Raw genomic sequence first — 13,630 nt, 5'->3', positions numbered from 1 at the left:
AATCGGTGGAGCTGCATGACAAAGTCATCGGGCATTATCTGAACATAAAACACTATCAGTAAGTTGGAGTCATTACCGATTTATTGCATGGAAATAGACAGGCTGATAGACCTTTTTCACTTCCGCCATATGAGGATGTGGAACCCGGTCAGCGGCGACCAGGCCATCGTTCATGAAATTGCCGTCACTGGGTTTATCCGGGTGATAATCTTTACCGTATCCCCAATATTTTTGGCCACGCTCGTTGGTTAATGCCAGCGCGTGATCCATCCACTCCCAAATAAAGCCCCCCTGCAGATTGTCGTGGCTGTCGATTATGTTCCAGTAATCGCGCAGAATTCCGACGGAATTCCCCATGGCGTGGGCATACTCAATCATAATCATCGGACGATCGTTACCTTGCTGGGCAAACTGTTCCAGGCGTTCAAGGGTCGGGTACATCGGGCACACAATATCGCTATAGTGTGCTTCACCGGCAGGTTCGTACTGGACTGGGCGGCTATCGTCCTTTTCTTTTATCCATTGATAAAGCGTTTCAAAGACACGTCCGGTTCCGGCCTCGTTGCCCATCGACCAAACGATAACGCAGGCATGGTTTTTGTCGCGTTCAACCATTGCCTGTACACGATCTAAGTGTGCGGGTATCCAGGATTCGGTATCGCCAATTTGCGTTTCTGGCTTTAGCGCCAACGGGTGCGATTCGATATTCGCTTCATCAACAATGTAGATGCCATATTCATCACATAGCTGATACCAGCGTGAGTGGCAGGGGAAATGGCTGGTGCGTACCGCATTGATATTGTGCTCTTTCATGAGCCGAATATCGGTCAGCATGTTTTCTTCCGTAGGCACATGCCCTAGCGTCGGGTGCAGCTCGTGGCGGTTTACCCCTTTTATTTTGATCGCTTTACCGTTTACCGTAAGCTGGCTGTTGATGATTTGTACTTTGCGAAAACCTATTTTATGGCTGGTCGCTTCGATGGTTTCACCGTACTGATCGGTGAGTGTCATTAATAATGTATAGAGGTTAGGTGTTTCCGCGCTCCACAGACGAGGGTTCTGCAGTCGATCGCTAAAGCTAAACTGTTGTGTTGTTCCGCTACGTGTAAATGGCTGATTGTGCTCTATTAATACAGACAGATTATTTGCGTCGTCCAGCAGTTTGATATTCAGTGACAGATTCTCTGGATGGCTATCGTAGTGAGACAGGCTCACGCTAACGTTAACTATTCCCTGGGTAAAATCATCGTTCAATTCTGGCTTGCAATACACATCATAAATACGTGTTTTCGCCGTCGAATAGATAAAAACTTCCCGTTCAAGGCCAGACATATCCAGCATGTCTTGTTTTTCTACATAACTGGCATTAGACCAACGATAAATTTGCAGCGAAATCGTGTTTTCACCTTCCCGAATATAGGGGGTGATATTAAATTCAGCCGGGTTTTTCGCGTTCTGGGTATAGCCTACGCGCTGGCCGTTAATCCAGATAAACGATGCAGTTCTGGCTCCTGCCAGTTGCAGGAAAATTTCACGACCAGTCCAGCTTTGGTCGAGGTAAAATGTACGGCGGTAAGACCCCACCGGGTTGTAGTCGCGCGGTATCTCTGGCCAGTTGGTGGTGAATGGAAAACGCTCGTCAATATAGATTGCTTTATCAAACCCCTGTGCTTCCCAATTGCCTGGAACCTGAATGGTATCCCAGGTCGAAACATCATAGTCTTCTTCATAAAACGTTTTGGGTCTGGACTGTGGATTGCTCGCGCAGTTAAATTTCCAGATCCCATTCAGAGACAGAAAATTACTGGCCTCGGCGGGAATATTCTTGATTGCCAGATATTGGCTGGTAAAGGGGAACAGATATGGCCGTGGCAGCTCTTTGTTAATTCCATTGATACGATGGTCTTCCAATACAGCTGGAACATGATCGTGTTCTGTATATAAAGAAATAATCTGTTGCTTGTCAGAGACAACGACGCTCATAATAAATCTCCAGATATTATTTATGGCATTTTTAATTTGAAACTATCAATGATATGAATTAGTTATGTGATTTATCTATGTGATTCAGATAAAATATAAATAAATGCTATTGCCATGCACTGGCGTAATAATCTGTTTATACCAGCCTGGTGTTCTCTTCCGTGATGATTTTAATAACCAATTTTTTCACGATAGCGTGGGTAATGAATCGATATGCCTCGTCAGTATCAAATATGAATACTTGTCCAGCACTGACCTGTACGGTTTGCCCCAAACCTTTCAGGTATTCACGGTCGGTGTCTTGCCGGTAGTAGTCAATTTCCTGTAGCTGGGTTTTCGGCGCGTATTCGATTTTTTGTGTGCCCTGTAAAAAGTAATGCACTTCAATGCAACGGCGATGGCCGATAAACAGGGCATCCGTTGTGCTGTCGATTCTGACGTCGTAGTTCAGCGTCTCTCCCTGCGAGTAAACCACACCGGGAGAGAGGCTATCGAGCTTTCCTATCACCTCTGCGCAACGCTGCCAGTGATTTTTCGTATGCGTATGTTGTTGCAACTGTTCTACGTTATCGATAATCCTCATTTTCTTTCCTTACGCATGAATCGACCGTTAACAGCCTGTGCTCAACGACATCATAGGTAATTATTTTAGTAAACTTTTTACTAAATAAAATAGAGGAATTCGATTTACTTTAACTCGATCACGAAATAGAGAAAATTGACGGGCTGTGAGGAAGGGAGGATTTGCCCGACGACACTATCGGGCAAAGCGAACACTAGCGGGTTGTACCGCGCAGTTTCAGCTGGCTCGGGACATAGACCTGAAGCGGCAACACACGGCCATCGCGCGCTTTTTCAATCAGCAGGTTAACACCCTGAATGCCCATCATCTCAGAGTGGATACGCACAGTGGATAGTGGGGGAAAGGTGAAACGCGCGGTAGGGATATCGTTGACGCTGATGAGCGAAATTTGCTCCGGAATCCGGACCCCATTTTCATGAATTGCCCGTAATACGCCGATAGCGATAGAGTCAGAAGCAACAAACAAGGCTGATGGATAATCTTGTTTTGCCAGCATTTTTTTGGCTAGCTCATAGCCAGATGCGCTGGAGAAACCGCCCCGGTAGATATCCATTTCTGAAACGACACCTTTCTGCTGCCCGTATTTCACAAAGGCAACTTCGCGGATATCCGCTTCTCCTGGCACGTCCTGACCACCAATGAAACCGATGCGTGTCGCACCCTGTTTGATGAAAAAATCGACGATCTCCTGGCTAATGCGTACCAGATCGGTATCAACGAAATCGTAACCGCCGCCTGGAGGTTGAAAATCAATAAAACAGATATTGTCCGTTAGCGCTGTGGCGGTCTGGCGTATTGCATCGCTGGCCTTCCCAACCACAAGGACACCCGTCAGCTTTTTGATACTGGGTGGCACATGATGTTCATAGCAGCTGGTAAGCTCAATACCCAACTTTTCACACTGTGTTTCAATACCGTGGCGGATAGACAGATAGTAGGGATCGTTGATCTCCAGCTTCTGCTGGTAACTGTAAAGTGCGAGAATGTGGTGCTGACTGGCAACACTCACCTGCATTTTGTGGGAAGAACTGCTCCTGTACTCCAGTTTTTCTGCAATCTCCAGAATACGATGCCGGGTTTCCTCTTTCACATTCAGGTTTGGATCGTCATTCAGAACGCGGGATACCGTTGCCAGAGAAACGCCAGCTTCCGCTGCTATATCTTTAAGAGTTGCCATATTTGCCTTTCATTCCACCATTCGACCGCATGGGCTGTTTATTGTAAATGAAGCCCCATGAGATGCATCTGTTTTTAGTAAATTCTTCGCGCTTTATCTTCCACGAAAATTCGGTTATTTTTTAGTAAAAGTTTACTTCGGAGAGAGAAATGGATACCGTCGCATTTGCCGATTTTGCCCGGATGGAAATACGTGTTGGAAAAGTAGCGCAAGTGAAGCGCCACGAGAATGCCGATAAGCTCTATATCGTGCAGGTTGATGTCGGCGATAGAACGCTGCAAACGGTAACCAGTCTGGTGCCGTATTACCGCGAAGAGGAGTTGATGGGGAAAACGGTGGTGGTGTTGTGCAATCTGCAAAAGGCCAAAATGCGCGGTGAAACCTCAGAATGCATGTTGCTGTGTGCCGAAACTGATGATGGCAGTGAAAGCGTGCTGTTGGCGCCTGAACGCGTCATGCCGGCGGGGGTAAGGATTGTTTAAGTTAGGCTAATTGCCGGATGGCGGCTACGCCTTATCCGGCCTACAAAAGGGTGTCTTTTATAGGCCGGGTAAGGTTGTTACACCTGCTCCACGCTAACCCGTAATGCGGCCAGGGCTTTGCGGGTTGATCGCAATACCAGTTCGCATTGTTCGATCGTTAACGTCAACGGCGGTTCGATACGGATCGTCTTCGCGTTATTCAGTGTTCCGGCGACCAGCACTCGCTGACGGAACATTTCACTGGCAAAGCTGTAGCCAATCTCATTGTCGACAAACTCAATCGCCATCAGCATGCCTTTACCGCGAACGTCGTGTACCAGATCCGGATATTCCCGCGCCAGATGACGGAAACCATCCAGCAACATATCGCCTTTCTGCTCTGCCTGAGCGGGTAAATTTTGCTCCAGCAGGACGTTAATGGTCGCCAGCGCTGCCGCGCATGAGAGCGGGTTGCCACCGAACGTGGTGGTATGCAGGAAAGGGTTGTCGAACAGGACGGAGAACACTTCTTCGGTGGCAATGGTCGCGCCAATTGGCATCACGCCACCTCCGAGCGCCTTGGCCAGACACAGAATGTCAGGTTGCACGTTTTCATGTTCGCAGGCGAACATCTTGCCGGTGCGCCCCATGCCAGTTTGCACTTCGTCGAGGATCATCAGCGCGCCAAACTCATCGCAAAGTTTACGTACCGCAGTTAAATACCCTTGCGGCGGCAGGATCACGCCTCCTTCCCCCTGGATTGGCTCCAGAATCACGGCAGCAACATCGTCGCCGGTCTTTTTACATTCGCTCAGGACGGTGCGCATGGCATCAATATCGCCAAAAGGAACGTGGCGGAAGCCCGGCAGCAGCGGCATAAACGGTTTGCGGAAGGTTGATTTAGCGGTAGCGGATAGCGACCCCAGCGATTTACCGTGGAAGGCTCCGCTGGTGGCAATAAATGTAAATTTACCGCGCGGCGATTGATACGCTTTCGCCAGTTTTAGCGCCGCTTCAACCGACTCGGTCCCGCTGTTACTGAAGAAACTGTATTTCAGCTTTCCGGGAGCCAGTGCAGCAAGCGTTTTTGCCAGCATGGCCCGTAATGGGTCAAGTAATTCCTGGCTGTGCAGAGGTTGTTTCGCGAGTTGATTCTGTACGGCGGAGACCACTACTGGATTACGGTGCCCCACGTTGAAAATTCCAAAACCTCCCAGGCAATCGACAAACTCCTGTCCCTGGGTGTCGACAAGCGTATTCAGGCTTCCCGCTTGCCACTCTACGGCTCCGTAATCCCCGCCGGCAGTTACAGATTTTCGATACTCTAAGAACCCCGGATTAACATGCTCTTTGAAGTAATCAATCACCTCTCGGTTTAGTGCTTTCATTTCCTCATGATCAAGCGTTCGCTTCTCGATGAGATTCAGTGCGTGTGCGCTGCAGGCCAGAGCCGATGCGCTGGAAGGTAACCTGTTCAAAATATGCTCCCGGAGCTCGCGTATCACATGATACTGAATTAAGTATTGCAGGGATTGCGCCATCCCGACGCGCTTAACGAAAATCGGGATAAACACCAGGGAAGATCTTGCTTGTGCAACATTTAATCTCAAACATTAACATTTGCTGGCATTTTGCCCAGGTTTACGCGCGTAAAACCGACGGGAAAAACGCGTCATTGCGCTAAAAGTGGGCGAAAATTGCACTGTTGCGGTGCGCAGGGTGAAGGTGTGCTGAATAGTTACGTAATGAAAGTATTTTAAATCAATGAATTAGAAAACATACAAATTTTGAGGTTTAATCGCAAATTGCGATCTAAATCAAATTTAACAACTAAAGTTAAAAAGATTAGCGCCGAAATAACATAAGCCGAAAGAGTTAACAACCAGATAACCTGCACAGGACGCAACCATGTCTTCTCATCCCTACGTTAGTCAGCAAAATACACCGCTGGATGATGATATCACCCTCATGTCGACCACCGATTTACAAAGCTATATCACCCATGCGAACGATACCTTTGTCCAGGTCAGCGGCTATCAGCTGAATGAATTGCTTGCTCAGCCGCACAACCTGGTTCGTCACCCGGACATGCCGAAAGCGGCGTTTGCGGATATGTGGTACACCCTGAAACAGGGGGAACCGTGGAGCGGTATTGTGAAAAACCGGCGGAAGAATGGCGATCACTACTGGGTGAGGGCCAATGCGGTGCCGATGGTGCGGGAAGGGCGCGTAACCGGGTATATGTCGATCCGTACCCGGGCGACGGAAGCGGAAATTGCGGCGGTCGAACCTTTATATAAAGCACTCAATGAAGGCCGCTGTCATCGGCGCGTCCATAAGGGGCTGGTGGTACGTAAAGGCTGGTTGGGTAAACTCCCGTCGCTTCCGGTTCGCTGGCGGGTGCGCAGTGTCATGGCTTTCATGTTTGTCATCCTGGCAACTGCGCTACAGCAGATGGGTGCTGAATGGCCGCAACTGTTGGTGAGCGCGCTGGTGATGATGCTGGCGACGGTTATTTTCGAATGGCAGATTGTGCGCCCAATCGAGAATGTTGCCCAGCAGGCACTGAAAGTAGCGACTGGCGAGCGCAACAGCGTGACCCATCTTAACCGTAGCGATGAACTGGGTCTGATGCTACGGGCGGTGGGGCAGTTAGGGTTAATGTGCCGCTGGCTTATTCATGACGTGTCGAGTCAGGTCAGCTGTGTGCGTAACGACAGTGAAACGCTGGCGAAAGGCAGTGATGATTTAAACAAGCATACGCAGCAGACGGTAGAGAATGTGCAGGAAACGGTCACCACCATGAATCAGATGGCGGCATCGGTGAAGCAAAACTCTGCGACGGCAGCGGCGGCTGACAAGCTGTCTATTGCCGCCAGCAGCGCGGCGACACAGGGCGGTGAGGCGATGGATACGGTCATTAAAACAATGGACGATATTGCCAACAGCACCCAACGGATCGGCACTATCACGACCCTGATTAACGATATCGCTTTCCAGACAAATATTCTGGCGCTGAATGCGGCGGTTGAAGCGGCCAGGGCGGGCGAACAAGGAAAAGGATTTGCGGTAGTGGCTGGAGAGGTACGTCATCTTGCCAGTCGTAGTGCAAGCGCAGCAAATGACATCCGTAAACTGATTGATGCCAGCGCCGACAAGGTGCAGTCCGGCTCCGATCAGGTTCATGCCGCAGGGCGGACAATGGATGATATTGTGGCGCAGGTCCAGAATGTGACGCAGTTGATTGCTCAAATCAGCCATTCAACGCTGGAGCAGTCAGATGGACTTTCCAGCCTGACCCGTGCCGTAAATGAGTTGAGCAATATTACGCAGAAAAATGCCGAACTGGTTGAAGAGAGCGCGCAGATTTCAGCAATGGTAAAACATCGTGCCGGTCGCCTGGAAGATGCGGTAACCGTGCTGCATTAATTCTCACCCCTCCCCATTTTCCCGCCAAACGCTTATCGTCCCCGGTAGGCGTTTTTTGTAATAAACTTGTTAACTATATATTAAATGATACCACTTTGGTATTACGATTCTATTTTCATTATTCCGTTATGACGGCGAGCGCCCTGTTTTTAAATATTGTTAAATATCGCTTATATAACGATCGGTCTTGCTTGATTCATCGTCAAAAGCTATTTAGTAACATTGATGTAAATTAAAAAACGATCAATATCATAAAGTTAGGTGATTGCTGACCGATAAGGATATCTGTCTGAAGAAAACTGTCTCCAGGGAGAAAATATGTTCTTGCATAACGTAAAGATTCGCTCGAAGTTATTTATCGCGTTTGGTTTGTTTATTGTACTGATGATGGTGAGTTCGGGCCTTTCGCTGTTGAGTCTGGATCGTAGTAACAGTGGGATGCAGAACATCATTACCAATGACTATCCGATTACGGTAAAAGCCAATCTGCTCATTGATAATTTTCAGGAGTTTGTCAGTACTCAACAATTGATGTTATTGGATGAGGAAGGTAAATGGACCCAGGCGTCCCAGAAAAAGCTCGATACCATCAGCCAGCAAATTTCTGCTCTGCTGGATGCGCTGAGTGCAGCGCCTCTCAATGATGCATCCAAAAAAATTATTGCGGATATCCGCGATGTGCGTGAACAGTATCTGGCTTCCCGATTCCGCATTCTGCAGGCGCTGCAGAATCACGATCGCTCCGGTGCAATGCACGAGATGATGACCAGCACGGTGAATGTGCAGCAGGCGTATAAAGCAAAAGTGCAGGAGTTGATCGCCATTGAAGATGCCCAGATGCAGAAGGCGGGCGCTCAGGTGGAATATGATTTCCACACCAATCGCGCACTGTTGATTACTCTGGCGCTGATCAGCATTGCTGCCGGTTGTGTGATGGGTTGGTATATTGTGCGCTCAATTACCCGACCCCTTAATGAAGCCGTGCAGTTTGCCGAGGCGATTGCGCAGGGCGACCTTACTCGCAGCATCAGTATGGAACAGAAGGATGAGACCGGTGTGCTGCTGCAAGCGCTGATGGCAATGAAAACCCGACTGTTAGAGATTGTCGAGGAAGTGCAAAACGGCTCCGAGAATATCTCTGCGGCGGCGGCGCAGATTGTCGCGGGTAATCAGGATTTGGCTGCGCGTACCGAAGAACAGGCAAGCTCGGTAGAACAGACCGCGGCGTCGATGGAACAAATTACCGCGACGGTCAAAACGACGGCAGACCATACCCATGAAGCGACGAAGCTGTCTACGGGAGCGGCGACGGTCGTGAAAAACAACGGTGAGATGATGAATCAGGTGACGCAGAAAATACGCGTGATTAATGAAACCTCTAACCGTATGTCAGAAATTATCAACCTGATCGATTCGATTGCTTTTCAAACCAATATTTTGGCGCTGAATGCGGCTGTCGAAGCCGCGCGCGCCGGTGAGCACGGGCGTGGTTTTGCGGTAGTTGCCGGAGAAGTGCGTCAACTGGCGCAAAAAAGCGCATCGTCTGCCAGTGAGATCCGCAATCTGATTGAAGACTCCACCAGTCAAACCCGGGAAGGGCTGGCGCTGGTTGAAAAAGCCAACGCGTTGATCAATGGAATGGTCACTAACGTTGAAGAAATGGATGTGATATTACGGGAAATCGGTCAGGCCAGCCGCGAGCAGACGGACGGTATTTCGCAGATTAACAGTGCGATTGGCCTGATCGACACCACCACGCAACAGAACTCCTGTCTGGTAGAAGAGTCCGTTGCGGCAGCGGCGTCATTAAATGAACAGGCATTACACTTAAAAGAGATGATCAAAGTGTTCCGCGTGCGTAAAGAGGACGCGCAGCCTGCTTAATCAAGCTGGGTGATGTCCAGCGATGCGCGATCGATAATTCCGATGATCTTCTTGATTTGCGCTTCGCTGGTGTCACCGTGATTGACCCGCAGATCCAGCACGGCTTTAAAATTCTCCAGTGCTCTTTTCATCTGTGGATTCTTGCGTAATTCAAAGCCGACACAGCGTGCTTTAATACGTTCGTGGATATGTTCCAGATGTTCCCGGTTCTCTTCCAGCCATTGCAGGCCTTGCTCTGTGATTGTTATCTGCTTACGTCCTCCTTCCTCGTCACGGATGGCGATAAGCGACTGATCCTGCAAGAAATCCAGTGTCGGGTAAATAACACCCGGGCTTGGGGTGTAATTACCCTGAGTCAATGTTTCAATGGCTTTGATTAGCTCATAACCGTGACTGGCATCGCGGGTCAAAATATCCAGAATCACCAGACGTAATTCGCCGTGGCCGAAGAAACGCTGACGTCGACCGCCACCACCGCCGCGCCCGTGGCGGTGTCCGCAGCCATGCTCATGGTGGTGTTCTTTGTTACAGCCTTCCTGATGACGTTCTCCACCTTTGCAGCAACCTTCGTGGTGTTCGCTGTGGTGACCTTCGTGGCGATGTCCTTCGCCTTTACAGCAGCCTTCGTGCTGGTGTTCTGCATGTTTGCAGCACCCTTCATGATGATCTTGCATCATTCATCTCCTGATGTTGTTTCGATATATCTAATTTATATCTAAACTTTTTCTGTTTGCAAGTCTGTGCAGAAATATTAATTTAATTTATTGATTTATATGTATTTATTTTTTTATTGCGGCGTTTTGGAGGCTCTGTCCAGACCCTATCAAAAAAGTTCTTGCAATATTCTCAATTAGCAATCATTATCATTTGAAATTTATTTAGATATATCTAATCTCTGTCACTAAGGCGAAAAAATGATAAATAACACTTCACGCTATCCACAGCGCGTTCGCAATGAGCTGCGCTTCCGTGAACTGACCGTCCTGCGGGTTGAACGTATCAGCGCGGGTTTCCAGCGCATTGTACTGGGCGGTGACGCTCTGGATGGTTTTAGCTCACAGGGTTTTGACGACCACACCAAGGTCTTTTTCCCTGAGCCGGGCAGTCACTTTGTGCCACCCGTCGTGACGGATGAGGGGATTGTCTGGTCAGAGGGTGTACGCCCGGTATCCCGTGATTACACGCCGTTGTATGACCCGGCACGCCATGAACTGGCGCTGGATTTTTATATCCACGATGGCGGCGTGGCGAGTACATGGGCGATGAATGCGCGTGAAGGTGACAAATTGACGATTGGCGGACCGCGTGGCTCGCTGGTGATACCAGAAGACTATGCGTACCAGGTTTACGTGTGTGATGAATCTGGAATGCCAGCGCTACGTCGCCGGCTGGAGGCGATCGGTCGTTTAGCGGTACGTCCAAATGTGACGGCGCTGGTCAGCGTACGCGATGCAGCGTATCAGGATTATTTCGCTCATCTCGACGGTTTTACAATTCAGTGGTTTGTCGGCCATGACGAACAGGCAGTGAATGAGCAGCTTTCACAGTTGACCGTGCCTGCACAGGATTATTTCATCTGGATAACTGGCGAAGGAAAAGTGGTGAAAAACCTGAGCGCACGCTTTGCTACTGAGGCTTTCGATCAGCAGTTGGTACGCGCCGCGGCTTACTGGCATCAACGTCGGAACGTTAATTAATAATGTGACGGTGAAACGCCAAACGCCTGGCGGAATGCATAACTAAACGCTGCGGTGCTTGAATATCCTACATCGAGCGCCACGGCGGTTACGCTTTTATTTTTCTTCAGCATGAGTACTGACTCCAGAATTCGCATTTTTTGCTTCCAGACGCTGAAGGGTAATCCGGTTTCTTTTTTGAAATGACGCGAAAAGGTACGGGCAGACATACCCAAATGTTGTGCCCAATACTCTACTGAATGTTCCAGCGCCGGAGACGCTTGTATTGTTCGGCACACTTTGGTTAATTCGCGATCCTGCGGCCAGGGCAATACAAAGGCGACTTCTGGTAATTGCAGAATAATGTCCACCAGCACACTGACCAGTTTGCCTTCTTTTGACTGGCTATCATAATGGCCTGAAATTGAATTCGTAGCGTAGTGAATAAACTCTCTGGCGAAATCACTGATCGCCACGACTTTACACTCATGGATACTTTCTTCGAGAAAGCCCGGTTTAATATCCAGATTCTCTAAATGCACATCATCCAGCGCCCAAACGGCATGCTCAGTATTATTGGGGATCCAGATGCCGTAATGCGCGGGGATTATCCAGCACTTGCCGGCGACATCAATACGCATACTGCCTTTGCGGGCAAAATGAAACTGCATAAAAGCATGTGAGTGCTGCGGAACATGGTGGTTGGCTTCAAGGACATAAGAGCGAAAGTAAACGTCCTGCGGCAACTCGGTCATGGAGTCGTCGGGGAAGGAGTTCCACTGTTTTGGGGGGAAAGTATCCATACTCAAAGAAGTGATTCTCCCGGTTAGGTGGCCGCTGCTCGATAGATCTTGTCCGCAAATCATAATACATACATTCTTTTTTCCATAATAATCTTGCGTAAGAATTAATAGCCCACCTTTGGTAAATACCATGAACACGCTTTGTTCAGACGCTGTCATCGTCAATGAAACAAATGATAACTGGACCCGAATGGGAAAAGAGCTGCTCCAGCAAGCAGATATTCAGATTAATGGTTCCCGCCCCTGGGATATTCAACTTCATCATGCCGGTTTCTTTAAACGGGTGCTGCAACAAGGCTCCTTAGGGCTTGGCGAAAGCTATATGGAAGGCTGGTGGGACTGCGAACGCCTCGATGTTCTGTTCTGTAAAATCCTGAAAGCAAAACTCGACCAGCAAATGCCGGGAAATCTGAAGGATATATTGCGTATTGCCAGCGCCCGTCTGTTTAATTTGCAGTCTCGCAGTCGTGCGTGGATTGTCGGTAAAGAACACTACGATATTGGCAACGATCTCTTTGCGCTCATGTTGGATCCCCACATGCAATATTCCTGTGGCTACTGGAAAGAGGCTACCACCTTAGACGACGCGCAAAACGCCAAATTAAAAATGATTTGCGAGAAGCTGCAACTGAAACCGGGCATGCGTTTACTGGACATTGGTTGCGGTTGGGGCGGACTGGCCGAATATGCGGCGCGCCATTATGGCGTGGCGGTAGAAGGCGTCACTATCTCGAAAGAGCAGCAAAAAATGGCGCAGCAGCGCTGTGAAGGCCTGGATGTGACCATCCTGCTTCAGGATTATCGTGACCTCGACAAGCACTACGATCGTATTGTCTCCGTGGGGATGTTCGAGCATGTGGGGCCAAAAAATTACGATACCTATTTCAGTATTGCTGACCGCTGTTTGAAGTCGGACGGATTGTTCCTGCTGCATACCATTGGCAGCAATAAAAAAGGGATGAGCGTTGATCCGTGGATCAATAAATATATTTTCCCGAATGGCTGCTTACCGGCGATTTCGCATATTGCTGAAGCGAGCGAGTCGCGATTCGTGATGGAAGACTGGCATAACTTTGGCAGTGACTATGATAAAACGCTGATGGCCTGGCATGCACGGTTTAATCAGGCGTGGCCAGAGCTGTCATCGCGTTATTCCGCGACCTTCAGAAGGATGTTCAATTATTACCTGTGCGCTTGTGCCGGTGCGTTCCGCGCCAGAGATATTGAGCTGTGGCAAGTATTGTTTAGCCGGGGCGTAGAAGGCGGTATTCGCGTCTATCGCTAATATGCAGCCGGATGGCGGCGCAAACGCCTTATCCGGCCTACAAAGGTTTGCACTCGTAGGCCTGATAAACGCAGTGCATCAGGCATTGCTTTGCCGGATGGCGGTGCAAACGCCTTATCCGGCCTACAAAGGTTTGCACTCGTAGGCCTGATAAGCGCAGCGCATCAGGCATTGCTTTGCCGGATGGCGGCGCACACGCCTTATCCGGCCTACAAAGGTTTGCACTCGTAGGCCTGATAAGCGCAGTGCATCAGACATTTCTTTGTCGGATAGCGGCGTAAACGCCTTATCCGGCCTACAAAGGTTTGCATTCGTAGGCCTGATAAGCGCAGTGCATCAGGCATTTCTT

General features: G+C 49.2%; 12 protein-coding genes and 1 pseudogene. 6 read left to right on the top strand and 7 right to left on the bottom strand.

The genetic code is table 11. The annotated features are described in order from the left end of the window. Window positions 1–62: IS1 family transposase (locus QMN38_RS27065; protein WP_071528444.1), on the top strand; the 62-nt coding region annotated here is incomplete at its 5' end. A gap of 10 nt (window positions 63–72) precedes the next feature. Here QMN38_RS27065 and QMN38_RS22605 read toward each other — a convergent pair. The 3 genes from QMN38_RS22605 to ebgR form a co-directional block, all read right to left on the bottom strand. Continuing rightward, window positions 73–1,983, bottom strand: coding sequence for a glycoside hydrolase family 2 TIM barrel-domain containing protein (locus QMN38_RS22605; RefSeq protein WP_323606089.1), 1,911 nt, complete (start codon window positions 1,981–1,983; stop codon window positions 73–75). A 136-nt stretch (window positions 1,984–2,119) separates the two neighbouring features. Beyond that, window positions 2,120–2,566, bottom strand: coding sequence for a beta-galactosidase subunit beta (locus QMN38_RS22600; RefSeq protein WP_271456699.1), 447 nt, complete (start codon window positions 2,564–2,566; stop codon window positions 2,120–2,122). Window positions 2,567–2,759: 193 nt separating this feature from the next. Next, the gene (gene ebgR, locus QMN38_RS22595) at window positions 2,760–3,743 is read right to left on the bottom strand and encodes a transcriptional regulator EbgR (protein ID WP_271442777.1); all 984 of its coding nucleotides are present in this window, start codon (window positions 3,741–3,743) and stop codon (window positions 2,760–2,762) included. Between the two features lie 149 nt (window positions 3,744–3,892). Here ebgR and QMN38_RS22590 point away from each other — a divergent pair, with 149 nt between their 5' ends. Beyond that, window positions 3,893–4,225: a tRNA-binding protein gene (locus QMN38_RS22590; RefSeq protein ID WP_271449675.1), complete on the top strand. Its 333-nt coding sequence runs from the start codon at window positions 3,893–3,895 to the stop codon at window positions 4,223–4,225. A 77-nt stretch (window positions 4,226–4,302) separates the two neighbouring features. Here QMN38_RS22590 and ygjG read toward each other — a convergent pair whose 3' ends face one another. Continuing rightward, entirely contained in the window at window positions 4,303–5,682 is a 1,380-nt protein-coding gene (ygjG, locus tag QMN38_RS22585; RefSeq protein ID WP_167335587.1) for a putrescine aminotransferase, read from the bottom strand. A gap of 430 nt (window positions 5,683–6,112) precedes the next feature. Between ygjG and QMN38_RS22580 the strand changes: the two genes are divergently transcribed. Both QMN38_RS22580 and QMN38_RS22575 read left to right on the top strand, forming a co-directional pair. After that, on the top strand, window positions 6,113–7,633 hold the full coding sequence (locus QMN38_RS22580; protein WP_048213331.1) for a methyl-accepting chemotaxis protein: 1,521 nt from the start codon (window positions 6,113–6,115) through the stop codon (window positions 7,631–7,633). A 318-nt stretch (window positions 7,634–7,951) separates the two neighbouring features. Then, window positions 7,952–9,517 carry a methyl-accepting chemotaxis protein gene (locus QMN38_RS22575; protein ID WP_323606084.1) on the top strand — a complete coding sequence of 522 codons (1,566 nt, stop codon included), beginning with the start codon at window positions 7,952–7,954 and terminating at the stop codon, window positions 9,515–9,517. On the opposite strand, the gene QMN38_RS22570 is transcribed toward QMN38_RS22575, so the two are convergent. Then, complete coding sequence (locus QMN38_RS22570) at window positions 9,514–10,191, bottom strand: PadR family transcriptional regulator (protein WP_416348275.1); 678 nt, start codon at window positions 10,189–10,191, stop codon at window positions 9,514–9,516. The genes QMN38_RS22575 and QMN38_RS22570 overlap by 4 nt on opposite strands. A 243-nt stretch (window positions 10,192–10,434) precedes the next feature. Here QMN38_RS22570 and QMN38_RS22565 point away from each other — a divergent pair, with 243 nt between their 5' ends. Next, entirely contained in the window at window positions 10,435–11,214 is a 780-nt protein-coding gene (locus tag QMN38_RS22565) for a siderophore-interacting protein (RefSeq protein ID WP_323606094.1), read from the top strand. On the opposite strand, the gene QMN38_RS22560 is transcribed toward QMN38_RS22565, so the two are convergent. Then, window positions 11,211–12,059, bottom strand: coding sequence for a helix-turn-helix domain-containing protein (locus QMN38_RS22560; protein WP_323606081.1), 849 nt, complete (start codon window positions 12,057–12,059; stop codon window positions 11,211–11,213). The genes QMN38_RS22565 and QMN38_RS22560 overlap by 4 nt on opposite strands. 67 nt (window positions 12,060–12,126) lie before the next feature. Between QMN38_RS22560 and cfa the strand changes: the two genes are divergently transcribed. After that, on the top strand, window positions 12,127–13,281 hold the full coding sequence (cfa, locus tag QMN38_RS22555; RefSeq protein ID WP_271455840.1) for a cyclopropane fatty acyl phospholipid synthase: 1,155 nt from the start codon (window positions 12,127–12,129) through the stop codon (window positions 13,279–13,281). An 83-nt stretch (window positions 13,282–13,364) separates the two neighbouring features. Here the strand turns inward: cfa and QMN38_RS27060 are convergent. Beyond that, a pseudogene (locus QMN38_RS27060) lies at window positions 13,365–13,442 on the bottom strand (hypothetical protein); the annotation flags it as partial. Between the last annotated feature and the right edge of the window lie 188 nt (window positions 13,443–13,630).

Origin of the sequence: Citrobacter sp. R-1.5.2 (assembly GCF_035064245.1) — a bacterium.
GTDB lineage: Bacteria > Pseudomonadota > Gammaproteobacteria > Enterobacterales > Enterobacteriaceae > Citrobacter.
This window is presented reverse-complemented; position numbering and strand designations above follow the sequence as displayed.